The organism is Sphingorhabdus sp. EL138 (genome assembly GCF_945862485.1).
Lineage (GTDB): Bacteria > Pseudomonadota > Alphaproteobacteria > Sphingomonadales > Sphingomonadaceae > Sphingorhabdus_B.
In genome coordinates, this window is the sequence record NZ_CAMAYF010000023.1 from 11747 (window position 1) to 38340 (window position 26594).

24 protein-coding genes and 1 pseudogene are annotated in these 26594 nt (G+C 55.8%); 7 read left to right on the top strand and 18 right to left on the bottom strand.

All coding sequences use genetic code 11. The features are described 5' to 3' along the window. Positions 1-106: 106 nt before the first annotated feature. The 8 genes from sucD to Q0O33_RS08895 all read right to left on the bottom strand — a co-directional run bounded on the left by sucD (position 107) and on the right by Q0O33_RS08895 (position 7794). Positions 107-991, bottom strand: a complete 885-nt coding sequence (sucD, locus tag Q0O33_RS08860; protein ID WP_295498461.1) for a succinate--CoA ligase subunit alpha — start codon at positions 989-991, stop codon at positions 107-109. Next, positions 988-1476, bottom strand: coding sequence for a hypothetical protein (locus Q0O33_RS08865; protein ID WP_295498464.1), 489 nt, complete (start codon positions 1474-1476; stop codon positions 988-990). Before Q0O33_RS08865 ends, sucD begins: the two co-directional genes overlap by 4 nt. Beyond that, the gene (gene mdh, locus Q0O33_RS08870; RefSeq protein ID WP_295498468.1) at positions 1473-2435 is read right to left on the bottom strand and encodes a malate dehydrogenase; all 963 of its coding nucleotides are present in this window, start codon (positions 2433-2435) and stop codon (positions 1473-1475) included. The genes Q0O33_RS08865 and mdh overlap by 4 nt, the downstream gene beginning before the upstream one ends. A gap of 146 nt (positions 2436-2581) precedes the next feature. Then, a complete protein-coding gene (locus Q0O33_RS08875; RefSeq protein ID WP_295498471.1) occupies positions 2582-3973 on the bottom strand; it encodes a M20/M25/M40 family metallo-hydrolase in 1392 nt (463 codons plus the stop codon). 21 nt (positions 3974-3994) lie between these two features. Further along, on the bottom strand, positions 3995-5113 hold the full coding sequence (zapE, locus tag Q0O33_RS08880) for a cell division protein ZapE (RefSeq protein ID WP_295498474.1): 1119 nt from the start codon (positions 5111-5113) through the stop codon (positions 3995-3997). After that, entirely contained in the window at positions 5110-5562 is a 453-nt protein-coding gene (locus tag Q0O33_RS08885) for a PaaI family thioesterase (RefSeq protein ID WP_366048519.1), read from the bottom strand. Before Q0O33_RS08885 ends, zapE begins: the two co-directional genes overlap by 4 nt. Before the next feature lie 43 nt (positions 5563-5605). Continuing rightward, positions 5606-6385 (bottom strand): succinate dehydrogenase iron-sulfur subunit, encoded by a 780-nt coding sequence (locus Q0O33_RS08890; RefSeq protein WP_295498477.1) that lies wholly within the window; start codon positions 6383-6385, stop codon positions 5606-5608. A 71-nt stretch (positions 6386-6456) separates the two neighbouring features. Then, entirely contained in the window at positions 6457-7794 is a 1338-nt protein-coding gene (locus Q0O33_RS08895; protein ID WP_295498480.1) for a hemolysin family protein, read from the bottom strand. A gap of 151 nt (positions 7795-7945) precedes the next feature. Between Q0O33_RS08895 and Q0O33_RS08900 the strand changes: the two genes are divergently transcribed. Then, positions 7946-8605 (top strand): OmpA family protein, encoded by a 660-nt coding sequence (locus Q0O33_RS08900; protein WP_295498483.1) that lies wholly within the window; start codon positions 7946-7948, stop codon positions 8603-8605. Between the two features lie 13 nt (positions 8606-8618). Here Q0O33_RS08900 and Q0O33_RS08905 read toward each other — a convergent pair whose 3' ends face one another. Further along, complete coding sequence (locus tag Q0O33_RS08905; RefSeq protein WP_366048523.1) at positions 8619-9908, bottom strand: FAD-dependent monooxygenase; 1290 nt, start codon at positions 9906-9908, stop codon at positions 8619-8621. A gap of 98 nt (positions 9909-10006) precedes the next feature. On the opposite strand from Q0O33_RS08905, the gene Q0O33_RS08910 reads away from it, so the two are divergent. The 4 genes from Q0O33_RS08910 (at position 10007) to ribA (ending at position 15170) form a co-directional block, all read left to right on the top strand. Further along, a complete protein-coding gene (locus Q0O33_RS08910) occupies positions 10007-12331 on the top strand; it encodes a DNA translocase FtsK (protein WP_295498486.1) in 2325 nt (774 codons plus the stop codon). A gap of 65 nt (positions 12332-12396) precedes the next feature. After that, positions 12397-13020 (top strand): outer membrane lipoprotein carrier protein LolA, encoded by a 624-nt coding sequence (locus Q0O33_RS08915; RefSeq protein WP_295498489.1) that lies wholly within the window; start codon positions 12397-12399, stop codon positions 13018-13020. Between the two features lie 282 nt (positions 13021-13302). Next, positions 13303-14109 (top strand): exodeoxyribonuclease III, encoded by an 807-nt coding sequence (gene xth, locus Q0O33_RS08920; RefSeq protein WP_295498492.1) that lies wholly within the window; start codon positions 13303-13305, stop codon positions 14107-14109. A gap of 41 nt (positions 14110-14150) precedes the next feature. Further along, positions 14151-15170 (top strand): GTP cyclohydrolase II, encoded by a 1020-nt coding sequence (ribA, locus tag Q0O33_RS08925; RefSeq protein WP_295498495.1) that lies wholly within the window; start codon positions 14151-14153, stop codon positions 15168-15170. Between the two features lie 56 nt (positions 15171-15226). On the opposite strand, the gene Q0O33_RS08930 is transcribed toward ribA, so the two are convergent. From Q0O33_RS08930 to Q0O33_RS08955, 6 genes are all read right to left on the bottom strand, one after another. Then, positions 15227-17224 carry a PBP1A family penicillin-binding protein gene (locus Q0O33_RS08930; protein ID WP_295498535.1) on the bottom strand — a complete coding sequence of 666 codons (1998 nt, stop codon included), beginning with the start codon at positions 17222-17224 and terminating at the stop codon, positions 15227-15229. 44 nt (positions 17225-17268) lie between these two features. Continuing rightward, complete coding sequence (gene msrB / locus Q0O33_RS08935) at positions 17269-17661, bottom strand: peptide-methionine (R)-S-oxide reductase MsrB (RefSeq protein ID WP_295498498.1); 393 nt, start codon at positions 17659-17661, stop codon at positions 17269-17271. Between the two features lie 104 nt (positions 17662-17765). Further along, entirely contained in the window at positions 17766-18788 is a 1023-nt protein-coding gene (gene holA / locus Q0O33_RS08940; RefSeq protein ID WP_295498501.1) for a DNA polymerase III subunit delta, read from the bottom strand. Beyond that, positions 18785-19273: an LPS assembly lipoprotein LptE gene (gene lptE / locus Q0O33_RS08945; RefSeq protein WP_295498505.1), complete on the bottom strand. Its 489-nt coding sequence runs from the start codon at positions 19271-19273 to the stop codon at positions 18785-18787. Before lptE ends, holA begins: the two co-directional genes overlap by 4 nt. Next, complete coding sequence (gene leuS, locus Q0O33_RS08950; protein WP_295498508.1) at positions 19270-21795, bottom strand: leucine--tRNA ligase; 2526 nt, start codon at positions 21793-21795, stop codon at positions 19270-19272. Before leuS ends, lptE begins: the two co-directional genes overlap by 4 nt. Positions 21796-21800: 5 nt before the next feature. After that, positions 21801-22244, bottom strand: a complete 444-nt coding sequence (locus Q0O33_RS08955) for a DUF3576 domain-containing protein (protein ID WP_295498512.1) — start codon at positions 22242-22244, stop codon at positions 21801-21803. A 255-nt stretch (positions 22245-22499) separates the two neighbouring features. Here Q0O33_RS08955 and Q0O33_RS08960 point away from each other — a divergent pair, with 255 nt between their 5' ends. Next, on the top strand, positions 22500-23249 hold the full coding sequence (locus tag Q0O33_RS08960; RefSeq protein ID WP_295498514.1) for a hypothetical protein: 750 nt from the start codon (positions 22500-22502) through the stop codon (positions 23247-23249). Here the strand turns inward: Q0O33_RS08960 and Q0O33_RS08965 are convergent. Then, positions 23246-23794, bottom strand: a complete 549-nt coding sequence (locus tag Q0O33_RS08965) for a thiamine phosphate synthase (RefSeq protein WP_295498517.1) — start codon at positions 23792-23794, stop codon at positions 23246-23248. The genes Q0O33_RS08960 and Q0O33_RS08965 overlap by 4 nt on opposite strands. 23 nt (positions 23795-23817) lie before the next feature. On the opposite strand from Q0O33_RS08965, the gene Q0O33_RS08970 reads away from it, so the two are divergent. After that, the gene (locus Q0O33_RS08970; RefSeq protein WP_295498520.1) at positions 23818-24504 is read left to right on the top strand and encodes a YggS family pyridoxal phosphate-dependent enzyme; all 687 of its coding nucleotides are present in this window, start codon (positions 23818-23820) and stop codon (positions 24502-24504) included. Here the strand turns inward: Q0O33_RS08970 and pdeM are convergent. Together pdeM and Q0O33_RS08980 are read right to left on the bottom strand one after the other, a co-directional pair. Continuing rightward, on the bottom strand, positions 24475-25170 hold the full coding sequence (gene pdeM, locus Q0O33_RS08975) for a ligase-associated DNA damage response endonuclease PdeM (protein WP_295498524.1): 696 nt from the start codon (positions 25168-25170) through the stop codon (positions 24475-24477). The genes Q0O33_RS08970 and pdeM overlap by 30 nt on opposite strands. Positions 25171-25247: 77 nt before the next feature. Continuing rightward, a pseudogene (locus Q0O33_RS08980) lies at positions 25248-26594 on the bottom strand (DNA ligase-associated DEXH box helicase); the annotation flags it as partial.

A 26594-nucleotide genomic window follows, 5' to 3' on the forward strand; every position in this document is an offset into this window, starting at 1 on the left:
GGTGGAGGGGGTGCGCCGCTCTAACCCAGCGTCAGACGGAAGGCCCCTCCGTCACTCGATGCTTACGCACCGGTTTCTTTCTCCCCGCAAGCGGGGAGAGTTAAATTTAACCCTTTAAAACCTCGACCAATGTCTTGCCGAGCAAGGATGGCGATGGCGACACGCGGATGCCCGCGGCTTCCATCGCTGCAATCTTGCTTTCGGCGTCGCCCTTGCCGCCCGATACGATGGCGCCAGCATGGCCCATACGGCGACCCGGAGGTGCTGTGCGTCCGGTGATAAAACCAGCCATTGGCTTTTTGCGACCCTTTTTGGCTTCGTCGATCAGGAACTGTGCGGCTTCTTCTTCTGCGCTGCCGCCAATCTCGCCGATCATGATGATCGACTTGGTGGCATCATCCGCGAGGAACAGCTCAAGGCAATCGATGAAGTTGGTGCCGTTAACTGGATCGCCGCCAATGCCCACCGCAGTGGTTTGGCCAAGACCCTCGGCTGTTGTCTGGAACACCGCTTCGTAAGTCAGCGTGCCAGACCGCGACACAACGCCGACCGACCCTGCCGAGAAAATGCTGCCGGGCATGATGCCGATCTTGCATTCGTTCGGTGTCAAAACGCCGGGGCAGTTTGGACCAATCAGACGCGATTTTGAGCCAGAAAGCGCACGCTTTACCTTGACCATATCAAGCACCGGAATGCCTTCAGTGATACAGACGATCAAAGGAATTTCGGCATCAATGGCTTCAAGAATCGAGTCTGCTGCAAAGGGAGGCGGTACATATACGACCGATGCATCTGCGCCTGTGGCTTCTTTCGCCTCCAGCACCGTGTCGAACATCGGCAAGCCGATATGCGTCGTTCCGCCCTTGCCGGGGGTAACACCACCAACCATTTGCGAGCCATAAGCCAGCGCTTGTTCGGTATGGAATGTACCCGTCGCGCCGGTCATGCCCTGCGTGATGATCTTGGTGTTTTTGTTAACTAGGATGCTCATTGGGATGCCTGTCTTCTCAACATAGTTGTAATTGCGATGGTTGGCGATTTCCGCGACCCGGTAGGTCGGATCAAATAAATCTGTTGTCCTTTGATCATCACCACGCCCCCGTCTTGGGGTACTTCTTTATCAGGGACGATCTGCCTGCGGAGATGCATAAGAGTAGTTGCAAAATCGGCTACCTTTTCCAAACCGGCTGTTACCGAGCAGTTGCCGTCAAGTACCATAAGCAAACTGCGATTATTACTATGGCTTAATATAGTCATGCCCATATCAATGGGCTGACCATCTTTGTTTGAAGCGGTGGCTGGATTCCAACCAAGAGCCTTAGCTACGGCTGCGTCGGTCGGTAGTTTCTCTGATATTGCCACACAAGCCATCGTTGCATTGACAATATCATCGGTACTAGCGGGCCGAAGCGCCGAGTGCGCGGATCCCGCCATGCCTATCAACAATGGCAGGAGAAAAAAGCGAAATCGTCTCACGGAAGAGTCCCATCAATCGCCTTACACGCCACCAGCAATTCTTTAACAGCATCCACGCTCACGGCGAGGTTGGATTTGGCTTCGTCATCCAGAGCAATCTCGACAACCTTCTCAACGCCACCAGCACCGATCATCACCGGAACGCCTACATAGAGATTGTCGACCCCATATTGGCCAGTCAAATGGACAGCCGCAGGAAGGACGCGTTTTTGATCGTAGAGATATGCCTCTGCCATTGCGATGCCGCTGGTAGCGGGCGCGTAATAGGCTGAACCAGTCTTAAGCAAGGCGACGATTTCGCCACCGCCGCTGCGCGTGCGCTGGACAATTGCGTCAATACGCTCCTGCGTAGACATGCCCATTGCGATCAAGTCCGGCACCGGAATGCCGGAGACGGTTGAATATTGAATGACAGGCACCATTGTGTCGCCATGACCACCGAGCACAAAGCTGGTTACGTCCTTGACAGACACATTGAATTCATCAGCGAGGAAATGGCTGAAGCGCGCCGAGTCCAGCACGCCCGCCATTCCAACCACCATGTTATGCGGAAGGCCCGAAAATTCGCGCAATGCCCAAACCATCGCATCGAGTGGGTTGGTGATGCAGATGACAAATGCCTTTGGCGCGTTGGCCGCAATGCCTTCGCCGACGGCCTTCATCACTTTCAGGTTGATACCAAGCAAATCATCTCGGCTCATGCCGGGCTTGCGTGCAACACCAGCGGTGACGATGATGACATCTGCGCCTGCGATATCGGCATAATCATTGGTGCCCGTGATTGTGGCGTCAAAACCTTCAACCGGGCCGCATTGCGACAGGTCAAGCGCCTTGCCTTGGGGAATGCCTTCAACAACGTCGAACAAAACGATGTCGCCCAGCCCCTTTAATGCTGCGAGATGGGCGAGAGTGCCGCCGATGTTACCGGCGCCGATGAGTGCAATTTTCTTGCGAGCCATGAAAAACTGTCCTTGCCTTAGGGCTGTATAGCGGAATTATCGCGGCGTTACGCCGAATCGCCGTGGATAACAACCCAATAAAGGTTCAAAATAAAGGTTTTTGTGATAATAGTTCGCAATAGCTTTAGAGAGTGGAGGCGCAGCGGTCAGGTGCCCGCTACCCGCCGCAACATCTCCATCCAGATAGGCACCTGACCGTGGAAACCTTCGGCCCAGACGCGTTCGTCTAAACCATGGGCGCCTTCCCGTTGACCAACTATGCCCCAAAGGCCGCCGAAGCCATAAACAGGGATGCCGGCGGCGCGCAAAAATGCGCCATCCGTTGCACCAGCGGACTGGAACGGCAGAACGGGCGCATTGGGGAATCTTGTGGCGACTGCCGCCCTATAGGCCTGCAGTATGTCGTCGCGCATGGGCGATGGTGCAGTTTCGGGTGTCTGCGACCCTTCCACAGCGGAAACCGTCACATCTGGTCCCGATAGCGCCTGCAATTGCTGCCGGACTTCTTCGATCTTCACACTGGGAAAAATGCGGCAGTTCACATTGGCTTCGGCCTTTTGCGGCAAGGCATTTGGCGCATGCTCGCCCGACAGCATGGTCGCGACGCAGCGGGTGCGCGTGCTGCCGGGGTCCATCGTTTCCAAAAGGTCTGCGGTTTCGCGGTCCTGCGGGTCGGCCAGAAATCGGCGGACCAGTTCACCATATTGGCGGCTGTCACCCATTGCGAGCATTTCGTAACTGGCACGCGTGGCGTCGTTGATCATCGCGGGGAAGCGGTGCCGTTCAACCGCAGTCAAGGCATAAGCGAGCGCATAGATCGCGTTGTCGGGCCGTGGCGCACTGCTGTGCCCACCGCGATTGACCGCCGTCAGACGGAAATCCGCGTAGGTTTTTTCCGCAATCTGTATACAAAAGCCTTCGACCCGCCCGTCAGGGAATACCGTCCCGCCACCTGCATCGCCATTTAATGCATATTCGGCGTCAATCAGGGCGCGCCATTCACTTGCCGCCCGCCGCGCGCCATTGCCTGTGGTTTCTTCATCACCTGTAAACAGGACGATGATGTCGCGCGTCGGTTCAAATTTTTCGGCGCGCAAAGATTGCAGAGCTAGCACAATGCCGGTTAACGAAGCCTTATTGTCATTCGACCCGCGTCCCAGATAATAGCCACCTTCTTCGCGGAACTGAAACGGCGGATATTTCCAATCACTAGCCTTGGCTGCAACGACATCCATGTGCGCCATCAGCAAAATGGGCTTTTTGCCTGATGGCTTGGCTGCGGGCCAGCGTGCAATCAATGTCTGGGTATTGTCGTGATCCTTGACGATGACGTTTGTGATACCTGCTTTGCGGAATTCGGCTGATAACAGGGTTGTTAGCTTTTTAAACTCCGCAGGCTGTCCATCAACAGTGGGAATTTCAACAATCTTCGCGAAAAGATCGCGTTCGGCGGCTTGCTGCGTACGTTGTGCTTGCGCGTTTGCAGTCGTCGTTAGGGCCAACAAGCCAGCAAAAAATATAGTCTTCCGTCGCATCATCTCTCTCCCTTATGGGCTATGCTAACGCGGGCCATGCCCTTCCGCCAGATAATCCTCCGACTGCATTTCCATCAGGCGGGATACAGTGCGGTCGAATTCAAACCGACCGTCACCTTGCGGGTATAGATGGTCGGGCTCCGCGTCTGCGCTCGCCAGAAACTTCACGCGATACTCGTAGAACGCATCGATCAACGTCACAAAGCGCGCGGCTTCATTTCGATTATGAGGTCCCAAAACCGGAATGCCGACCATGATGACCGTGTGAAATCGTCGGGCGATGGCAAGATAATCTGCAGCACCGCGCGCTTCGGCACAGAGGCGTTTGAACGAGAATACCGCGACACCTTTCAGGGCCTTGGGTACATGCAACATCCTTCCGCCGCCAAGGTCCATTTCTAGGGTTGGCACATGCGCGCGGTCTTCGGGCGGATAATCGGTCATCTTGAAAAAGGTTTCCGACAGCCCTGCGGTGGCATCGGGTCCATTTGGTGTTAGCCAGGTTTTGGCACTCCCCAATCGATCGCGTCGGTAATCGGTTGGGCCATCCAGCGCGATGATATCGAGATTTTCCTTCACCAAATCGATGAAGGGCAAAAACAACTGCCGGTTCAGGCCATCTTTATACAGATCATCGGGGTGACGGTTCGACGTGGTCACAACGGTAACGCCAGCCGCAATCAGACCGGAAAAGAGCCGCGACATAATCGCTGCGTCGGCCATATTGTTTACGACCATTTCGTCAAAGCACAACAACCGCGCTTCGGCGGCCAGTGCTGCGACGATGGGAGGGATCGGGTCGCCTTTTTCCTTCACACGTTCAGCCTTTAGCCGCGCATGAATGTCGATCATGAATTCATGGAAATGCGCGCGGCGCTTACGCTGGATTTGCACGCTGTCGAAAAACAGATCCATCAGCATGGATTTACCGCGCCCAACACCGCCCCATATATATAGCCCCCGTGCCGGTTCGGGCTTGCGTCCCAAGAACCGCCAAATTGTGATACCACGTGCCGGTGCGCCTTCGAGTTCAGCCTGCACTTTAGCAAGGGCACTTACCGCCCTGACCTGATCGGCGTCTGGCCTCAATTCACCAGCCTGGACCAGTGCGGCGTGACGATCCAAAACCGATGTCGACATCATTTCTTCGTCGGTTTTCGAATCGTTCCCGAAAAAGCAGCAACGCGCGATTCGCCCTGCATCACAATGCCGCGCATGAACAACAGACGGCCCGTTTCCTTGAGCAGCTCAACTTCAGCCTCAAGCGGTTCGCCGATCACGCCAGCGCCGATAAACTGCACAGAGAGGTCTAAAGTGACCGCTGCGCCAGCCTCAATTAGGCCGAACATGCGGGACGCGCCGAACATCGCTACGTCGATAAAGCCCAGAGTAACTCCACCGTGCACCGCGTTGCGTAAATTGCTGTGCCGGTGTTCGGGATACATGCGCAAGCGCGCTTTGTTATCGCCCTCACTGCGCACCAGCATTTTGCCAAGCACGGTACCGTTGTAACGGCTGGCGTCAGTCATCTGCCAGTTCAGCCAGCCCGGATTATCGGGGTCAGGGCTGCTGTCAAAAGCGGGTGTATCCAACGACAATCCTAACCGATCAGAGCCTTATGGCGAATTGAAACGCTTACAGGTGGCGTTCAGCTACCATCTTTTTCGTTTCTGCAATGGCCTTCGCCGGGTTCAGGCCCTTGGGGCAGGCGTTCGCACAGTTCATGATTGTGTGGCAGCGGTACAGACGGAATGGATCTTCCAATTCGTCCAGGCGCTCACCAGTCATTTCATCGCGGCTGTCGGCCAACCAACGATAGGCCTGCAGTAAGATGGCAGGTCCTAAAAACTTGTCGCTGTTCCACCAATAAGAAGGGCAGCTGGTCGAGCAACAAGCGCACAAGATGCACTCATACAGACCGTCAAGCTTGGCACGATCCTCTGGCGATTGCAGGCGCTCCTTGCCCGATGGCTCAGGCGTTACCGTCTGCAGCCATGGTTTGATCGACGCATATTGCGCATAGAAATGTGTGAAGTCAGGAACAAGATCCTTGATGACTTCCATATGCGGCAGCGGGGTGATGGTGACCTCGCTTTTGCAATCTTCAATCGCGGTGGTGCAAGCCAGGCCATTCTTGCCGTCGATGTTCATGGAGCAAGACCCGCAAATACCTTCGCGGCATGAACGGCGGAAGGTCAGCGACGAATCCTGCTCACCCTTCATCTTGATCAGCGCATCGAGCACCATTGGACCGCAATTGTCCGTATCAACCTCAAACGTGTCGTAACGTGGGTTTTCCCCGCTATCGGGATCATAGCGGTAAACCTTGAACTTTTTGGTCTTGCCGCTGGTTTTGGCGGCGTGAACAGCGCCCTTCTGGACTTTGCTGTTCTTGGGGAGAAAGAAATCGGCCATATCAATATCCTGTGGACTTTAACGACTTAGTGTTCCGTGTCAGTAAATGCCCTAACCAAGCGATTAAGCAATCACAAGCCCTCAACTGCGTCTTCTCTGATTGCTTTTTCTGCAAGTCGTACGCGTAGCTTATCAATTTTGCGTCCATCCATGTCGACAACTTCAAAGCGCCAGCCTTGATCCGTGAACGCCTCACCTTCGGAAGGCAGATGCCGCAATATATACAAAACATGCCCCGCCGCCGTCGCGTAATCGCGGTCTTCGGGCAGGTCGATGGATAAAGCCTCGGCCATTGCATCGGCCGACATCGAACCAGATACCAGCATCGATCCGTCATCTAGTGTGATGATATTTGGCGCGCTGCCTTGCGCTTGGTCGGACGCAAATTCGCCTGCGATGGCGGCCAAAAGATCATTCGGCGTCACAATTCCTTCGAAATGGCCATATTCATCATGTACCAAAAGCATGGGCACATCCGACGAGCGCAAAATCTCCAGCGCGTCCATGGCATCCAGCTGATCGGGAATAATCTCGGCACGGCGCATCAAACTGCGAATGTCTAGCGCTTCGCCACGAATTTGCGCCGCGACGATGTCGCGTGACTGGACGACTCCAATAATGTCGTCGCCGTCTTCGCCCGTCACAGGCAGCCTTGTGTGTAGTGAATTCAAGAGCGAATCGCGCACGGCTTCTTCGGATGCGTCTGCGGAAATGCGGTCGACATCGGTACGCGGCGTCATGACTTCACGTACCGGACGGTCGGCAAGGCGCACCACACCAGCAATAACCTTATGCTCATGCTCTTCAATAATGCCTGCATGTGTAGCTTCAGCAAAGACCATGCGCAATTCTTCGGCGCTCAGCGCATCGCGCGTGTCGCGGCGAAGCCCAAGCGCGCGAAAGATCGTCGCGCTTGATTTGTCGAGCGTCCACACGATGGGAGCGGTGAGTCGCGCAAGCAGTTCCATTGGACCAGCCATGATAACTGCGATTCGCTCGGGCGCGATAAGAGCAAATTGCTTTGGCACCAGCTCACCCACAACCAGCGACGCATAAGTGGTGATGCTGATCACGATTCCGAAACCCAAGGTTTCCGACCATTCATTATCGACGCCCCATAAGGCAATGCGGTCGGCAACTGGCCCGCCGAGCGTAGATCCTGAATAGGCGCCGGCGATTATGCCGATGAGTGTTATGCCGATTTGCACAGTCGACAGAAATTTTCCGGGGTCGCGCCCAAGACGGAGCGCTGTCGAAGCGCCGCGCTTGCCGTCCTCCGCCATAGCTTTCAGCTTCGCCGTGCGTGCCGATACGATGGCGAGTTCCGACATGGCGAACACGCCATTTAAGGCGATGAGCGCTAATATCGTTGCGGCATCAAACCACGGGAAAGGGTCAAGAGGTTCCATAAGGACGTTTTCGCCATAACGTCAAAAATGGGGGTTTGGCAACAAAATGCACAAAAACGCGTTATGGTGAAATGACGCAGCCAGTTGAAATGATCATCTTGGGTTCATCATCGGTGTCGTTTAAGCGACACATTAGTAGAAAGGGAATATCATGAAAAAAAGCCAAATGATAACGATAGGACTTGTTGTGGCGATGCTGCCGCTGTCGGCCTGTGTGACGGATCCGGAAACGGGGAATCGCACAATTTCTAAAGCCGCCATTGGCGGCATTGGCGGGGCATTGGGCGGCTATCTGCTGGGTGACTTGGTGGGCGGCCGTCGGGATCGTACCGAAAAGATCTTGGGCGCCGGTATTGGCGCAGTGGCGGGTGCCGGCGTTGGCTATTATATGGACGAGCAAGAACGAAAGCTGCGTCAGCAGACCGCGGGCACGGGCATCAATGTCATTCGGGATGGCGACAATCTTGTCCTTGATATGCCATCGGAAATTACCTTTGGTATCGATAGCGCAAATATTGACGCGGGCTTTCGCGACACGCTTAATCAGGTTGCGTCGACACTGACTCAATATGAGAAAACCTATGTCGACGTTTTAGGCCACACCGATTCTAGCGGCTCTGATGCCTATAATCAGGCATTGTCAGAGCGCCGCGCATCTGCGGTTGCCGATTATTTGTCTTCACGCGGTGTGCAATCTGCGCGCTTGGCAACCCGTGGCTATGGCGAAAGCCAGCCAAAGGCGAGCAATTTGGATGCTGCAGGGCGTTCAGCTAACCGTCGAGTTGAAATTCGCCTAGTACCGATAACCTAAGTGTAGCCGGGCTTCAGACTGCTACACCCTGTAGCATTTTGGGCAACGCGCCGCTTTCGCCCCGTGCTTCGGCCATGAAAAAGGCCTTGGCCGGGGCGGTGCGCTGCACCATTGCCATCCCGAAACGCCGGACTGCCGATGCGGTTTTGCCAGGTATAGAAAACAACCGATTCAGCCCGTCGGTCGATACCGCAATTAGCAACGTGTCTATACTGCGCCAACGACCATAGCGACCAAGCAACTGCGCGTCGCCAAAGTCCAGGCCAAGACGCATGCCGTCCACGAGTACCTCAGTTAATGCTGCGACATCGCGCAGGCCCAAATTTAGCCCCTGACCCGCAATCGGGTGAATGCCGTGCGCACTATCCCCGATTAGCACCATGCGCTCCGCCGTAATCGAAGCCGCATGGTGAAAACCCAATTTGTAAGACGACAAAGGCGCGGACAATTCGACCTTTCCTAATAATCCGCCCATGCCCTTTTCAAGTTCAGCAGCATAGCCGCGCGGAGATAGCTTTAGGTAACCCGCTGCATCTTTGGATTCAACGGACCAGACAAGCGCCGAACGGTGGCGGCCGCGTTCGTCGTCCAACATAGGCAAAACGGCAAAGGGCCCTGTGGAGTAAAAGATTTCATAAGCGATATTGTAGTGCGGCCGTTCATGATAAATCGCGCCGACAATGGCGTGATGGTCATATTGCCAATGGGCGATGCGGATCCCCGCTTCTTCGCGGGTCTCGCTCTTGCGGCCTTCGGCAACGATCATCAGGTCTGCGGACAACACTTTCCCACCTTCAAGCGTCACCGTTGCTGCACTGGCATCTCTTGATTTGTCGATGATGTTTGCGGGCATGTGTAGTTGGATTGCCGCATGTTCTTGTGCAGCTTTGTAAAGCACACCGCGCAAATAACGGCTTTCAAACATCTGGCCTAAAAACCCATCATCTTCGGCTGGCGCGAAATCGAGTGACCCTGGTTTTAGGCCATCGCTTACCCAGATCTTTTCAATGGGACAGCCTTTGCCCGCCAAAGCATCGCCAAGGCCCATCACTTCAAACAATTTATAGCTTGAGCTTGAGATCGCAAAGGTCCTGCCATCAAAGCCCGCCTCTAGCATGTTGGCCTGGTCTGCGCGGTCTATGACATGGCTTGTAATGCCTTGCGATGCCAGCGCCAGAGCTTGTGTGAGACCAATGATGCCGCCACCAATGATGATTACGTCTGCCTTGTTTTCCATTTTGTCCTTATGGCGCAACAAAGCGGGGGATTCAAAGAAGGATTTTGACCGTATAAAACCGGCCACGCGACCTTTTGCCTGCAAATACTTGACGAGGAGTCCACTGACGCCGAAAAGGGACGCATTCGGTCCTTTGCGACTTCATACATATCGGCACTCGTAACATGGCCTTGCGCATTTCAAAATTTAGCCCGAAATCGAACCTAGCTAATTGGCGGCAGATGATGCGCGCGTCATTGATCCGCAGCGGTGCATTGCTTGGCGCGGCGGCGTTAGGGCTGTTCGCCATATTTTACGGACTTGCGGTGCTTAGTTATTCGGCAGGCGACGCTGCGTACAATAGCGCGGCGGCCGATGTGCAGCATAATTGGATGGGGCAAAGCGGTGCCTATGTTGCAGATGCGGCGCTTTTCCTGTTCGGCGTACCAGCGATTTTCTTGTTGCCGCTGATGCTTGTGTTTGCGCGGCGTTTGTGGCGCGATGTGCCGCAGCCACAATGGAAACGACAATTATCATTATGCCTGATTGGCATGCTGCTGATCGGCTTTGGCATGGCCTATTGGCAACAGGGCAGTGATATCGGGCTTCCGGCGGGATGGGGCGGGTTGATTGCCCTGCTGTTAGGCAATGCGGCTAGTGCGCTCTTGAGCCAAATCCCAGGTATTTTTGGAACATTGCTTCGGGTGTCCCTCATACTGGGTGCTTTGGCGGGCGGGGTAGCATTGGTCATTAGGTCGCTTCAGCTAGAACGGCCATTGTTGCGTATTCCGACACTGACGATGCCTAAATTTGGAGGCGCAAACGCTGGCATCCAAGCCTTAGCTGGCGATGATCTGCTTGCGCCACAAATTGTTGAACCCAAGCCGCCACGCAAGGCCGTCGAACCAGATCAACGCAAGCCGCCAGTGATTGAGGACCGCACGCTCGCGCCGAAAAAAGCTGCGTTTTCAACTGGCGCTCGGCAAGGTGATTTCTTTGGCAGCTTTACTTTGCCATCGCTTGAATTGCTCGATCCGCCATCCTCGATTTCAGTGCCTAAACTCGACAAGGCGGCCCTGGAGGCTAATGCACGACTGCTCGAGTCGGTTCTCGATGACTTCCATGTGAAGGGACAGATTGTTGCAGTTCGCCCTGGTCCTGTCGTTACGATGTACGAACTTGAGCCAGCGGCGGGTATTAAATCAAGTCGCGTCATTCAGTTGGCCGAAGACATTGCACGCAACATGTCCGCGCTGTCCGCGCGCGTATCGACCATACCTGGGCGAACTGTGATGGGTATCGAGCTTCCCAATGCGCACCGGGAGGCCGTTGTGTTTCAGGAAATGGTGGGATCGGACGCTTTTGCCGAGCAAAAGGGCGCTTTGCCGATAATCTTAGGCAAGAATATCTCCGGCGATCCCGTTATTGCTGACCTCGCGCCAATGCCACATCTTTTGGTCGCAGGGACAACCGGGTCTGGTAAATCGGTTGGCCTGAACTGTATGATCTTGTCGCTGCTCTATCGCCTGACACCGGACCAATGCCGGATGATCATGATCGATCCTAAAATGCTCGAACTGAGCAGCTATGATGACATTCCGCATCTGCTGTCGCCCGTGGTGACCGAGCCTGCAAAGGCCATCCGTGCACTAAAATGGGCTGTTGAGCAGATGGAGGAGCGTTACCGGATGATGTCCTCGCTTGGCGTGCGAAACCTCGCCAACTTCAACGAAAAGGTGCGCGGCGCAAAAGCAAAGGGTGCTCCATTGGGTCGCAAGGTGCAAATCGGATATGATCCGATGACGGGCCAACCACAATATGAGGAAGAGAGCCTCGCGTACGAACCCATGCCGCAGATTGTGATCATCGTTGATGAGTTGGCCGACCTGATGATGACCGCAGGAAAGGAAGTCGAATTTCTTATCCAGCGTCTGGCGCAAAAGGCGCGAGCAGCTGGAATTCACCTGATCATGGCAACGCAGCGCCCCTCGGTCGATGTTATCACGGGCGTCATCAAGGCCAACCTGCCCACCCGCATTTCCTTCCATGTGACGTCAAAAATCGACAGTCGGACCATTCTGGGGGAACAAGGCGCAGAACAGCTGCTGGGCAAGGGCGACATGCTCTATATGGCAGGTGGTCGTGGATTGACGCGTATTCACGGACCTTTTGTTTCTGACGATGAAGTGCGCCGCGTTGCCGACCATTGGCGTGGCCAAGGGCAGCCGGAATATATCCAAGCGGTGACTGAAGAACCCGAAGACGGCGGTTTTGATTTTGGCGGCATGGGCGGCGACGACAGCGAAGAAGATTCGCAGTATCGCAAAGCGTGCCAGATCGTTTTCGAAAGCCAGAAGGCCTCGACAAGTTGGATTCAACGGCAATTGCGCATCGGTTATAACAGCGCGGCACGGTTGATTGACCGGATGGAGGAAGACGGCTTCATCAGCGCGCCAAACCATATTGGCCGCCGGGAAGTGCTGCGCGACCGCAACGGCGAGCCGGTTTAGCGGTTAAGACGGGGTTCAAGGCAGTCTTGATAATGACTGAAGAAATCCATCCCGAGGAAACAAAGATGACTTTTTCAAAATATGCCATGTTGTTTACGCCGATTGCGCTCGTGGCAGCGACGCCTAGCTATGCGCAGTCTTCGTCCGAGCAGATGGCGCGGGTGGTGCAGCATATGAAAGCCGTGGGCACAATGTCAGCCACTTTCACGCAGACAGACCGGAGCGGTGGGACGCTGACCGGCAAGTTGCTGTTGAAGCGGCCTGGACAAGTGCGTTTTGAGTATCAGAAGGATGTGCCCCTGTTGATTGTCGCCGATGGTCGTGCGCTGACGATGGTGGATTATGAGGTGAAGCAAGTGCAGCGTTGGCCGATTCGCAACAGCCCACTGGCCGCCCTCCTTGACCCCGGTCAGGATCTCGCGCGCTTTGGCAAAATACTTCCAACGTCTAATAAGGAGGTTGTTAGTGTCGAAGTCCGCGATCCAAAGCGACCCGAATATGGTACTATCACGATGATATTCGTGGACAAGCCCGGCGCGCCCGGTGGATTGACTTTGAATGGCTGGGTCGCGTTGGATTCCAAAAACAACCGCACCACCATTCGACTAAATAACATCACCTATAATGGCGCCATCACAAACAACGCTTTCACATGGAAAGATCCGCGACCGGTCAGGCGCAAATCCTAAAATTGAGCGATGAACGGAAGCGCACCACCGACAAGTTGCGGTTTACGCTAGTGTTGTTCATCTGAACGACAGGAAAGCCTCAGTATAGATGTCCTATCAGCGACGGAACGTCCGTGTGGATTTCCCCCTGTTGCCCACGAATTAATCATCGCTGATATCCGCGTGACGAACGCAAGCTTGGCCCTCATCCCAAATGCCCCCGGGATGGGGGCTTTGCTTTTTTGACACAAATGTCTTCACCGGCTTGCCCCTGACGCTTCAGACATCTAGGGCTTTTATCTTATGTCCCAGACCATACGCATCGCATCGTGGAATATAAACTCAGTCCGCGCCCGCATCGACATTGTCGAACGCTATCTGAAGGAAGAGGCGCCTGACGTTTTGTGCCTTCAGGAAACAAAAGTCATCGACAGCCTGTTTCCCGAAGGATTGTTTCGGCAATTGGGTTACCGCCATTTTGTCGTTAACGGCATGCCCATGCATCATGGCGTCGCTATCGTCAGCAAACTGCCGTTGATCAACCGTAGGGTGGAGGATTGGCAAGCCAATGGCGAGGCGCGCCATGTCGGCGCAGAGTTAAACATCGACGCAGCCAAGGGCGTACGGATCGACAATGTCTACATTCCTGCAGGCGGCGAAGTCCCCGACAGCGAGGTTAATTCCAAATTCGGCCAGAAACTGGCTTTTTTGAAGCGCATGGCCGAATGGTCGCGTAACGTTACGCAACCGACAATTCTCACGGGTGACTTCAATGTTGCGCCGCTTGAGCAAGATGTTTGGAGCCACAAACAATTGGTCAATGTCGTCAGCCATACGAAAATTGAAATTGAGCATCTGGCGGAAATTCAGGCCGCAGCAGACTGGGTGGATGTTGCGCGGCACTTTGTCGATCCGTCGAAGAAATTATATACATGGTGGAGCTATCGCGCACAGGATTGGGAGACGTCCGACCGCGGACGTAGGCTAGATCATATGTGGATCACCCCTGATCTGAAAGATAAGGCAAAGGCGCATACCGTGCACAAGCATGTGCGCGGCTGGGGCAAGCCATCCGACCACGCGCCGATCGTCACGGAATTCACCTTTTGAACGGGGCGAGCGCCGCGTTGGGAGACTCACGCCGCGCAGCAATGGCGATTGATGCCCTGCGTCGTGGTTGGCCAGTCACCGTTGTGGATCTGGATAAAGCGCTGACTGTGCTTGCGGTTGAAACGGCGCAGGATATTTCCGTCACAAATGCGATATTGCTCTCGGCAAGTCGTGCGGCGACGCTGAAATTAACCAACCAACGTGCCGCGGCCGATGGCGAACTTCCGGTACTTATTAAGGCGCCCGCCGATTTGGATTTGCGGCTCGCGTTGGCTTTAGCTGACCCAAGCCTTGACCTTGCTTATCCGATGAAGGGCCCTTTTGCTGCGCTGCCATTGGATGATGGGCCATCGGCGGCGGCCGCTATCGAACTTGCGCGGTTGGCTGGCTTGCTGCCCGCGTTTCTGGTGTTGGCGAATGCAGGCGAGAACGCCGTTTACGTTAGTCCGCAAGATGTCGCCGCCTTTGACGACAGTGGCGCCTTGCGCATAGCCGCGCGGGCCAAGCTTCCCGTTGCCGCCAATGCCGATGCTGAAATCGTCGCATTCCGGACAGCCGTAGATGCGTCCGATCATGTGGCGTTGCTGATGGGTACGCGCGATTCCTCCCCCCCAGTCGTCCGGTTGCACAGTGAATGCCTGACGGGCGATGTTCTCGGCAGCCTGAAATGCGATTGCGGACCGCAATTACATGAAGCGTTGCAACAGATTTCGGATGCAAGTTGGGGCATATTGTTATATTTGCGGCAAGAAGGGCGCGGCATTGGCTTGATCAACAAGATACGCGCCTATGCGCTTCAGGATCAGGGATTTGATACTGTCGATGCCAATACCAGATTGGGTTTTGCCATTGATGCGCGCGACTTTTCAGTCGCGGCACGGATGCTCGAATTGCTTGGTGTGGAACAGGTGCGCCTGTTGACCAATAATCCTGAAAAGGTGGACGGCTTGCAAAATGCGGGTATCATGGTCGCGGAGCGGCTACCGCTTAAGATCACCGCCAATCCACACAATGCCCATTATCTTGAAACCAAGAAAAGCCGGACCGGGCACGCATTGTAAGTTTTTACGGGACGAAACTGTGAACGCGGATCGCCACGCGCTTTTTCTGGCGTTAGTTATTGATCGCGTCGACCATTTAAGGCCCTTTCGATAAACGCATCATCCAGTGGCTCTGGCGCAGGCTCCGGCGCAACATTGGGGTCTTCCATTGCGGGGGCACCTTCAATCGGCATGCCATTTTCATCGAAAAGCAGCATTTCTTCCCCGTCCAGCAACGACTCCTCACCTTCAAGGGCCTCTGGGAACGTCACCTCAGTTGCGAATTTCTCAACGGGACGTCCGGCAACAGCGACGCGCATATAGGCCGCCCAGGCTTGCGCAGGGGCGCGTCCGCCTTCAAGGCCCCCAATTCGCCTAGCGTCGTCGCGACCCATCCACACGCCCGTTGTAAGGCCGCTGGAGAAGCCCAGGAACCATCCGTCCTTGTTGCTTGAAGTTGTCCCCGTTTTGCCCGCGACGGGTCGGCCGATATTTGCGGCCCTCCCGGTGCCAGTGGCCACAGCGCTTTGCAACAAATCGGTCATTGCGCCTGCAACCCAATCATCAACCAACTGGACCGAGCTTGCTGGCTTTGCGGCATATAGAAGTTCACCGTCAATCGTTGTGACCTTTGTAATGCCATAAGGGGTGACACTGCGCCCACCGGCTGCGACTGCCGCGAACGCCTGGGTCATATCGATAACGCGCGTATCTGATGTGCCCAGAACCATAGATGGTTGCGTATTTACAGGGGTGGTGATCCCGAACCTGCGGGCCATATTAGCGATGCTGCTGGTGCCGACGTCTTGCCCGATTTGGGCAGCGACTGTGTTTTTGGAATAGGCAAAAGCGGTCCGCAGCGAAATCGGGCCAGCAAAATTGCCGCCACTATTTTTAGGCTGCCAGCCTTCGATTTCGACGGGTTTGTCTTCCACCATGTCTTCGGGGCGGTAGCCTGCTTCTAGTGCGGTGAGATAAACGAACAACTTCCAGGCAGAGCCCGGTTGGCGAACCGCGGTTACCGCGCGATTATAATTGCTGGAAACATAATCGGTACCGCCGACCATCGCCTTCACCGCGCCGTCGCGGTCAATTGAAACCAACGCGCCTTGGGCACCGCTGGGGGCATTCGCCGCAATCGCTGCCGTTGCGGCGCGCTGCATTTTAAGGTCCAGCGTCGTCCAGATATCGATGGGCTTTTCAGTTTTATCAATCAGGCCGTCCAACTGCGGCAAAACCCAATCTGTGAAATATCGCACGCTGTCTTGCGGTGCTTCAGCGGCCAAGCGCACTCCGGACAGTTCGACGCCCGCGGCTTCAGCTTGGGTAATCATTCCTGCGTCTTGCATCACTTCAACCACCACCTTCGCTCGGTCCAAGGCGGCCTGCGCATCGGCCGTGGGGGCATAGCGTGAGGGCGCCTTCACAAGACCTGCTATAATCGCGGCCTCGGCAAGACTGATATCTTCGGCGCCATGGTCAAAGAAGCGGCGACTTGCGGCATCGACCCCATAAGCGCCGCCACCGAAATATACTTTATTCAAATAGAGTTCGAGGATCTGGTCTTTTGAGAATTTGGTTTCCATGGCCAAAGCAAGGATAACCTCGCGAATTTTACGGCCAAACTCCTTGTTGCTATTCAGATATATGTTGCGCGCCAATTGTTGCGTGATGGTCGAACCGCCTTGCGTCCAGCGACCTTCAACGGTCCGCACATATACGGACCGCGTAATGCCGATGGGGTCGACACCGGGGTGCATATAGTATCGGCGATCTTCGACGGCGACCATCGCGTCCTTCATTTCGGACGGCAATTGGTCGATGGTCAACCAACGTCCGAAACTCGGGCCAAGTGATTGAATGACAGTGCCGTCCGCGGCACGTATGCGGATCATCTGCCCGTTGGGGGAGGATTTCAGATTTTCAAAACTATCAATTTCGCCACGTGCAATGGCGACAAAAATGCCCAGAACCATGACGCCCAGCAACGCGGCAATGCTGCCTGCTTTGACGATGCGGAGTATCCATGTTCCCATTGGGCCACGTTCTTTCGAAATCTTGCCTGCGCGTGCCATGCTATGGGTGTTACCCAGTCCCGTAACCGCCGACAAGCGCGTTGTTATTCAGGATCGAATGCCAGCGCCGCGCTGTTGATGCAGTAACGCAGGCCTGTCGGCCCGGGCCCATCGGGGAAGACATGGCCCAAATGCCCCTCGCATGCGGCACAGCGCACTTCAATGCGGATCATGCCGTGCGATGTATCGCGATGTTCTTCGACGGCATCATTATCTGCAGGTGCGGTAAAGCTTGGCCATCCTGAACCGCTGTCAAATTTCGTGTCCGACGTGAACAGGCTAGTCCCACAGCCGGCACAGCGAAATGCACCTTCGCGCTTTTCGTCGGTGAGTTTGCCGGCAAAAGCACGTTCCGTGCCGGCCTCGCGCAGAACATGATATTGAACGGGGTCCAATTCTGCCCGCCATTGCGCGTCGGATTTGATAATTTTTTCCATGAAAAGGCACCTTTCGTAACAATCATGTGGGGGCAGCAGCAAAGCGGTTCAAGGTTCTCGCGCAAGAGTGATTTGTTCAAATCTTTGCAACTCGCGCACGGTGCTTAGCCACGGCGCGCGGCGGCACGGGCAATGCGGACAAGCTCTTCTTCCAATATGGTCACGGCAAGCCCGTCGCGGACGTGCATCAACTTTGATTCCACCTCAAGCAAATGGCCGTTCAGCCCAGTAAGCCGAACCGATGGCCAGCGCATCAGCTGCTGCGCGTAGCTGTCGGCATCTTTCCAGAATATCGAACGCGTTGCCTTAACCACTGTGCCGGGATTGGCGCCATTGTCGACTTTTGTCCGCATCGCCGCGAGCATTGTCACGCGACGTTGCATGGCACGGATAATACGAATAGCATCCACCCCCATATCACGCGCGGCGGCCAGTTCGCGACCTGTGCCGCGCAAGTCACCGCCCATCACGACATGGACGAGGCCGTTGATATTTTCTTCACCCGTTTCCGCCGATAAAGCTTCGAATATAGCTATTTCAACGGTGGCGGGGCGTTGCGGTGACGCATCATAATATAGGGATAACTTGTCGATCTCGGCCTGTGCCAGCTTGCGGTCTTGCCCTGTGTAGCGCGCAATGCGTGCGGCAAGAGGCCGATCGATTTTCAATCCGGTGGTGGCGGCATAAGCCATGACTGCGGCGGCGGCGTCGCCTTCTTCGGGTAAGTAACAGATATGCGCCATGGCGCGGGGATGCGCCTCCAGCAACTTACGTAACTTGCTGGCCTTGGTCAGGTTACCGGCGGTCGCGATGACCGGGCTAAGGTCCCCTTCCAGCTCTAGCAGATTTTCCACTGCCGCGAGCCCCTCTTCGCGGCGGAAATTTAGGCGAATATGTCTTTTGTCGCCGAACAGCGATAGGGCAGATGCCTCGTCCGCCAATAAGGCGGGGTCATTGCGGATCCGTTCACTGTCGATATCAATACGTTCCGATCCCGCTAGCTGCGCCGACATTTGCCCGGCAATATCCGCAACCGCCGATTCATCCTGTCCAAATATGAAAAACAGCCGAACATCAGGGCGGGCACTGATGGCATTGATAAAGCTACGTTCTTTTGTGCTACTCATTCGCCGCGCGCGTAAATGGAAAGCCGCGTGACAATCTGATCCGCAACCTTTTGCGTCAGGTTTTCAAGTGCGCTGTTTTCGCCAGCAATCGTTGCATATTCCGAACTGACGACGTCAATGCCCGCGTCCGATCCGGCTGTCGTATCCAGCACAGTCTCACCCGTCGCGACTGAAACAAGCTGATAGCGCGCACGCAATGTCCGGCGTTCGCGCGTAACCGTATCATCGGCCCGCACGCCGAATCCTTCAATTTGGTCATCCAACACAACAACCAAGCGGAATTGAGCAGAATTGCTGTCTTGAGCGCCAAGCCGGTCGGTCAATGCATTGCGCAATAGCCAACCATTTTTGCCCTCGATTGGCGCGACACTAATGGTTCCCAATGTCTGCGCCACCACCCCTCTTGACCCACCACTATACAATGGCTGCAGGCTGCACGCAGGTAGCAGAAAAACAAGCATTACGGTGGCAAAGAAACGTTTCATATGACGATGTTGACCAGCCTGTCGGGAACGACGACAATCTTCTTTATATCGCCGCCGTCCATGGCATGCTGAACCTTTTCGCTGGCCAGCGCAAGCGCCTCCATCTCAGCTGGCGGCAAGCCCTTGGCGACCGTGAGCGTGTCACGCAATTTGCCCCTGACTTGAATGGCGATGGTAACCTCATCCTCTTCCAGCAGGGTCGGATCAACCGCTGGCCATGCAGCATTAGCGATGAGACCGCCGCCCATTTCCGCGCCAAGCTGCGTCCAGGCTTCCTCGGCCAAATGCGGCACCATGGGTGATGACAGCAAGAGAATCGTGCGGATGGCAGCATCGCGACTGGCTGAAGGCGCGGCCTTTTCAATGGCGTTGGCCAGATCGTAAATCTTGGCGACGGCCTTGTTGAAGGCAAGTGCCTCGATATCTGCGCCGACGCCAGCAATCACCTGATGAGTTTTGCGATCCAAGGCCTTGTCGGCGCCATCTGCACCGCGGACCTGCGAAGTCAGGCGCCAAAGACGCTGCACAAAGCGCCAACAGCCTTCAATGCCCGCTTCTGACCATTCCAGATCGCGTTCGGGCGGGCTGTCGGACAGCATGAACCAGCGTACGGCATCTGCACCATATTGATCGACAATGTCATCGGGATCGACGACATTCTTTTTCGACTTGGACATCTTCTCGATACGGCCAGCAACTGCAGGTGCGCCGCTGTCGATGATGGTCCAGACGTCGCCCTCGCGACGCACCTGATCAGGGCTTAGCCAACTGCCCTTTGCGTCCTGATAGGTTTGGTGCGTGACCATGCCTTGCGTGAACAAAGACGCAAATGGCTCCTTCACGTCGATCAAGCCAATATGGCTTAATGCGCGCGTCCAGAAACGGGCATAGAGCAAGTGCAAAATCGCATGCTCGACACCGCCAATATATTGATCCACCGGAAGCCACTTTTCCGCGACTGCGCGATCAAATGGCTTGTCTTTTGGCTGGCTGGCAAAGCGGATGAAATACCAGCTTGAATCGACAAAAGTGTCGAGCGTGTCGGTTTCCCGCCGTGCAGCGTTTCCGCAGCTCGGGCAGTCGACCTTGCTCCAGCTCGGGTGCCGATCCAGCGGGTTGCCGGGAATGTCGAAACTAACATCTTCGGGTAAAGTAACAGGCAATTGGTCATCCGGAACCGGCACCGCGCCGCAGGTCTGGCAATGAATGATGGGAATGGGCGTGCCCCAGTAGCGTTGACGTGAAACGCCCCAGTCGCGCAGGCGATATTGCGTCTGGCCCTTGCCCCAGCCTTCGGCCTGCGCACGTGCGATGACATCGGCCTTGGCCTGGTCAATCGTCATGCCATTCATCCAGTGGGAATTCACAATATTGCCGGGGGCAGTGAATGCAATATTGCCGGCAAAGACGCTATCGGTCACATCGCCATCGGCGACTACGCGGGTGACAGGCAAATCATATTTGCGGGCAAAATCAAGGTCGCGCTGGTCATGTGCAGGGCAGCCAAAGACGGCGCCCGTGCCATAATCCATCAACACGAAATTCGCGACATAGACCGGCAAATGCCAGCTTGCATCCAGCGGATGTTCGACGGTCAGGCCTGTGTTAAAGCCAAGCTTTTCAGCGGTTTCAATGTCGGCGGCGGTGGTGCCGCCCTTGCGGCATTCTTCAACAAAGGCCTGCAAGTCGGGGGCATTGGCTGCCAGCTTTTGCGCGATGGGATGGTCCGCGGCAATGGCAACAAAGCTTGCGCCGAACATGGTATCGGGCCGTGTTGTATATACGTCAATGCCGCCATCGCCGCCTGGGAAACGGAAGGTGCATTTCAAGCCCTGCGATTTGCCGATCCAGTTTTCTTGCATCAACCGCACCTTGTCTGGCCATTGGTCCAGCGAACCAAGGCCGGTCAGCAATTCATCCGCAAAGTCCGTGATTTTTAGGAACCACTGGCTCAACTTGCGGCGTTCAACTGGCGCGCCGGAGCGCCAGCCTTTGCCATCGATAACTTGCTCATTGGCAAGTACGGTCATGTCGACCGGGTCCCAGTTTACCGCGGATTCCTTGCGATAGACAAGGCCAGCGGCATATAGCTTCAGGAATAGCGCCTGTTCATGGCCATAATATTCGGGCTCGCAGGTCGCCAGCTCGCGCTTCCAATCAATTGCAAAGCCAAGCCGCTTTAGCTGCGCCTTCATGTTTGCGATATTGTCACGCGTCCAGCCTCGGGGGTGGACATTCTTTTCCATCGCCGCATTTTCGGCTGGCATGCCAAAGGCGTCCCAGCCCATAGGGTGCAACACCTCATACCCCGTCATCCGTTTGTAGCGCGCCAGGACATCGCCCATCGTATAATTGCGTACATGGCCAATATGGATGCGGCCCGACGGATAGGGAAACATCTCAAGGACATAAGCGCGGGGCTTGGACGAATTGTCATCCGCGACGAAGCTGTTGCGTTCTTCCCAAATATTTTGCCACCGCGCGTCGGCGACGTGCGGGTTAAAGCGCTCTACAGAGGACATAGAATTTACCCAGTGATTGCAGACCGACGAAGGTCACGCGCCTTGGTGAGGATGACGGCTTCAAGCTTTTGCACTGTAGCAGCGCGCAATGGTGCCGCCACCCACTGGCCATTTTGCGAGACTTCGCGGCTGCCGGCCACGCGCAAGGCGTCGGCACGCAGGTCTTGGTCCAGAATCGAAATCGTCAACTTCACACGTTCGCCAGGGCTTTGCGGATTTACATACCAATCGGTGACGATGACGCCGCCGGAGGAATCGGTTTGCAGCAACGGCATGAAGGACAAGGCATCAAGCGATGCGCGCCACAAATAGCTGTTGACGCCAATGGTGGTGACTTGGCTGGCTGCGAGGTCCGCCTTTGGACGCTCCCTGCCGCCGCAGCCGGAAAGCAGGCCTAAGCTTATTAAGCTGCCGGTCGCAACGATGAGTGCCAGGCGAGTGGTGCGCATAAAATGTCCTTGAACAATGGAATATGGGAAACCTCTATAGTGGCTTGCTGTCGGGGGCAAGCTTTCTGGCGGCTGAACGGCGGGGAATTAATGTTGTAGTCAGGTTCCATGCGCTAACTGATTGTGGACATCATGCAACAATCGGCGACAAAACGTGCCATCGGAGCGATTTTGAAATTACGCCTCTTTTGAATCCTTCAAATGAGGCGTAAGACTTCCGAGACTAAAAAGAATCGCTTGAAAAAGGCTATGAACGTGAAGCGGGTACAGAAAGGAAAATACGCGACCTTTGCAGCAGTGATGCTAGCAACGGCTTCGTTTGCCCTTTCACCGATGATTGTGCCTGCCTTTGCCGCAAAGGCATACGGTCCGGAACAAAATGCCGCACCCTCATGGATTGCGATGTTCACGCCTGCTGGCGGTGACAGCGTTCTTGCCCAAAAATTCTCCGCTACACAAATTGCACCCAATACGCGCTTCCCCTTCACGCCTGCGAGCGCTGGTGAAGGCCGCAACCGCACCATTACCGTTGCAGCACGGGCGAACTCGCGTTTGACCGCTGGCGCCGTATCGATACGTAATGTCATCGCACCAAGCGATGTCGGCGCTGGTAAAGGGCTTCGCCTGGCCGCGGTCGACTATCGTTTGACGGCGTCCAAAGGTTGGCAAGATTTTGCCTTACCTAAGGGACATGCGCGCGCGGTAAAGGCGCCTCTGAGCGATGTGGGCAAGGGTGGCTTCCGGCTTGATGATCAAGTGCAGAAGCCAAGCAAGTTCAGCACCAACATTAAACTCGACCAGAATAAAGAAATGGCCCCGCCCGCACGCGGTAGTGCGGCTTCGGGCGACTATAAGCTGGATGTCGGCGGCAGCTTCTCGATAAGCCGCAAAATCGACGTTACCGCAGGCGTCCGGTACGCCAGCGAGAATGACCGCGTCATTCCCTTGGCGGACAACCGTAAGGACAGCGAAGCTGTCTATGTCGGAACCAAAATCCGCTTCTAAGCGGTCTTTTTTCTGAAAGCATCAATTGCCGCCCAACCATGGATTGTCCGTGGACCGAGCATATGCGCGCTTTGACGGGTCATACCCCCCAAAGCGATGACCCGCCTCGGGCCGACAAGCTTTGCAAGCCGCTGAAACATCAATGGCCCCAGCGGTCGTGCGCCGGGGTGGCTGTTGGTATCGAAAAGCGGGGAGAGGAATAAGAGGTCGGTATTGCTGCGTTTTACGTCCGCGATTTCCCGCGCATTGTGGACAGGCGCGCTGTGTAGCAAGCCTGTGTGACCACGACTATGGTGATGAAAGCCGTCGGCATGCCAGCGTAAAGCGGTCCGTGCATCACCCGCCAACAGCAGGATATGGCCGCGTCGACGGCAAATGCGCAGCACTTGGGCGAACAATGCGTGACGTTGTAGAGTAGCTAAATGATAATGGCGGAAAACCACGCCTGATCGCGTCGGCAGCTGTTGAATAGCGCGCAGTTGCTCATCACCAAAACGCGCATCGGTCATGAGCCAGATTTTCGGCAAGGGGTGGCTTCGCGGCATGCAAGTCCCTATAGCGACCCGTTATGCAGGAAGCGACAACAGAAACATCCGCCGACCGTTTGACGGCAATCCGCACGCGCATGAGCGCCGCCGCCAAATTGGCACGGCGTCCGGCGCAGGACATGCACCTTATCGCGGTGTCGAAAACGCGGTCGGCGCAAGACATTGAACCGCTCATATTAGAAGGCCAAATGCTGTTCGGGGAAAACCGTGTTCAGGAAGCGGCCAGCAAATGGCCCGCGCTGAAGGAACGGCATCCGGAGGTTGAACTACACCTCATTGGTCAGTTGCAATCCAACAAGGCCGAAGAGGCGGTCGCGTTGTTTGACGTGATCCATTCGGTTGATCGGCTGTCGCTTGTGACGGCGCTGGGCAAGGCAATGCAGAAACTGGGGCGTGTGGTGCCGTGCTTCATACAAGTCAATATTGGCGCGGAAGAGCAAAAAGGCGGCTGCTCGGTGGCGGAACTCCCCAACCTGTTGAAGGCTGCGCAGGATGCGGGCCTTCCGGTGGCGGGCCTCATGTGTATTCCGCCTGCAGAAATGGAAGCCGCGCCCTTCTTTGCGCTTTTGGCCGAATTGTCCGCGCGGCACAAATTGGCACAATTGAGCATGGGCATGTCCGATGATTTTGAAACCGCGATCATGCTGGGCGCAACCTATGTCCGCGTCGGCACGGCCTTATTTGGCGAACGCCCCGGCTTTGTTTAAGGCAAAACGGGCATAGCCGCTCTGTGTGGCAACCAAGGCCTCAATGCCTTCGCCATCGCTGAGGTCGCACGCCTTTATAATTGCAGCATCCTGCACATCCAGCCCGCCGGTGAGCGCGCCAAAGGCAGGCATAATCATCTTACGCGGCGTTTTCACAAAGCAACGCCGCTTCACCATCCGCCCGCGCAGCACTTGCCGGAACTTGGGATGAAAATGTCCGGAGATTTCGGGATTGGGGTCGCCACTTAAAGCTTCATGCCGAAGCGTGATGCCCGACAATGTCAATTCGTCAAAGGCCTTACCACCCCAGATACCAGATACCGCGCGGTCATGGTTTCCAGTGATCCAGATCCATTCGGTTTTGCACGCCAAATCGACCAATAATGCCGCAGCCGATTCCGCCAGTCGGTGTTCCCCATCATCGTCATGGAAATTGTCACCAAGCGATATGATTTTGGCAGGGCTATAACTGCTGCACAATGCCGCGATATCCTGCAGCGTCGACACGCTGTCATACGGCGGCAGCATCTGGCCATATAAGGCAAAGGCGCTCGCCTTTTCCAGATGCAGATCGGACACCAACAACGCATCTTGCGCGCGCCAATATAACGCCGCCTCTCCGGCTATCTCAAATGTCTGCCCGCCAAATTCGAAACTTTGTGCCATGGCAGAAGGCTATGCGGATTGTGATGCGCGACTGCAAGCGGATGCGCGCAGTTGCCTTTGGCCCAATCTTTATGCGTTTACGGCGTCATCGCCACGCTGGCGAGGCTCTCGGCCTCCATCAACAGTGCGTCGTCCACCGATCCTTGCGCCACACTCTCACGGCCAATCATCACCAGCAATGGCACGGCCAGCGGGCTGACACGCTCCAGATCGACGTGCAGCATCGTATCGGCAGCGCGATCCAATAAATCGCCAAGTCGCCCAACATCGGTTAACCGCGCCCGCGCATCGGCCCATGCGGCCTCCAGCAGCAGATGGTCGGGTTCATATTTGCGCAGCACATCGTAAATCAGGTCAGTGGAAAAGGTGACTTGCCTGCCCGTCTTGCGCTTGCCGGGATGCTGTCGTTCGACAAGCCCGCTGATCACCGCCACTTCGCGAAAGGCGCGTTTGAGAAGGTAGCTTGATTCCACCCAGTCGACAAATTCATCGGCCAATATGTCGGCCGAAAACAAGGGGCCGGGGTCTGTGATGGGTTTGAGGCTCCACACGCCCAAGGCATAATCGCTGGCGACAAAACCCATGGGCATCAGGCCACGGCTCTCCATCCGCCGCGTGATCAGCATGCCAAGCGATTGGTGCGCGTTCCACCCTTCAAATGGATAGGCCACCATATAATGGCGTTTGTCGTGCGGGAAGGTTTCGACCAGCAACTGCCCCGCCTTTGGCATCTGGCTGCGATACGCCTGCATCTCCAACCATTCGCGCACTTCGTCGGGAAAGCGCGCCCATCCTGGCCTGTCGGTCAGCATCTGCCGTACGCGCTCAGCCAGATGCGTGGTCAGCGGCAGGCGCGCACCCATGTAGCTTGGGATATTGGCCGCTGGCTTTGTCGCGGCACGGACGATGAGGTCAAGGTCCTTAATCGATTCGACCTCAAGCGCCATGCCGGCAAAGGTGAAGCAGTTGCCGGGGCTTAAGGTGGTGGCAAAAGCCTCCTCCACCTTGCCCAATTTGCGGCCATTGCGGAACCGGATTTCCAGCATCGGCGCATCGACAATGATGCCCGCGTTAAACCGATGCTGCGCAGCAAATTGCGGGTGTGCCAATCGCCACCGGCCATCGGGGTCTTTGACCAATTTCTTGAAGCGGTCATAGGCTTTCAGCGCATATCCGCCCGTTGCGATAAAGGCGATGACGCGCGCAAAGGTCGCAGCATCGATGGCGGAATAAGGCAAAGCCGATTGCACTTCGGCCAGTAAATCAGCTTCGTCAAATGGCCCCGCGCAGGCGATCCCCATGACATGTTGCGCCAAGACATCATAGCTGCCTGGGCGGAAGGTTTCGCCATCGCGGACGCCCTCTGCCACCGCGTCAAAGGCGGCTTGTGCCTCCAGATATTCGAACCGGTTGCCGGGGACCAG

Coding starts and splice junctions, on each gene's coding strand:
- Q0O33_RS08875 (WP_295498471.1), bottom strand. CDS start 3,973: ATGATGCGACGGAAGACTATATTTTTTGCTGGCTTGTTGGCCCTAACG.
- Q0O33_RS08895 (WP_295498480.1), bottom strand. CDS start 7,794: ATGGAACCTCTTGACCCTTTCCCGTGGTTTGATGCCGCAACGATATTA.
- Q0O33_RS08900 (WP_295498483.1), top strand. CDS start 7,946: ATGAAAAAAAGCCAAATGATAACGATAGGACTTGTTGTGGCGATGCTG.
- xth (WP_295498492.1), top strand. CDS start 13,303: ATGTCCCAGACCATACGCATCGCATCGTGGAATATAAACTCAGTCCGC.
- mdh (WP_295498468.1), bottom strand. CDS start 2,435: ATGGCTCGCAAGAAAATTGCACTCATCGGCGCCGGTAACATCGGCGGC.
- leuS (WP_295498508.1), bottom strand. CDS start 21,795: ATGTCCTCTGTAGAGCGCTTTAACCCGCACGTCGCCGACGCGCGGTGG.
- Q0O33_RS08910 (WP_295498486.1), top strand. CDS start 10,007: ATGGCCTTGCGCATTTCAAAATTTAGCCCGAAATCGAACCTAGCTAAT.
- Q0O33_RS08930 (WP_295498535.1), bottom strand. CDS start 17,224: ATGGCACGCGCAGGCAAGATTTCGAAAGAACGTGGCCCAATGGGAACA.
- holA (WP_295498501.1), bottom strand. CDS start 18,788: ATGAGTAGCACAAAAGAACGTAGCTTTATCAATGCCATCAGTGCCCGC.
- sucD (WP_295498461.1), bottom strand. CDS start 991: ATGAGCATCCTAGTTAACAAAAACACCAAGATCATCACGCAGGGCATG.
- Q0O33_RS08915 (WP_295498489.1), top strand. CDS start 12,397: ATGACTTTTTCAAAATATGCCATGTTGTTTACGCCGATTGCGCTCGTG.
- Q0O33_RS08970 (WP_295498520.1), top strand. CDS start 23,818: ATGCAGGAAGCGACAACAGAAACATCCGCCGACCGTTTGACGGCAATC.
- Q0O33_RS08965 (WP_295498517.1), bottom strand. CDS start 23,794: ATGCCGCGAAGCCACCCCTTGCCGAAAATCTGGCTCATGACCGATGCG.
- pdeM (WP_295498524.1), bottom strand. CDS start 25,170: ATGGCACAAAGTTTCGAATTTGGCGGGCAGACATTTGAGATAGCCGGA.
- lptE (WP_295498505.1), bottom strand. CDS start 19,273: ATGAAACGTTTCTTTGCCACCGTAATGCTTGTTTTTCTGCTACCTGCG.
- Q0O33_RS08955 (WP_295498512.1), bottom strand. CDS start 22,244: ATGCGCACCACTCGCCTGGCACTCATCGTTGCGACCGGCAGCTTAATA.
- Q0O33_RS08890 (WP_295498477.1), bottom strand. CDS start 6,385: ATGGCCGATTTCTTTCTCCCCAAGAACAGCAAAGTCCAGAAGGGCGCT.
- zapE (WP_295498474.1), bottom strand. CDS start 5,113: ATGATGTCGACATCGGTTTTGGATCGTCACGCCGCACTGGTCCAGGCT.
- ribA (WP_295498495.1), top strand. CDS start 14,151: ATGGCGATTGATGCCCTGCGTCGTGGTTGGCCAGTCACCGTTGTGGAT.
- msrB (WP_295498498.1), bottom strand. CDS start 17,661: ATGGAAAAAATTATCAAATCCGACGCGCAATGGCGGGCAGAATTGGAC.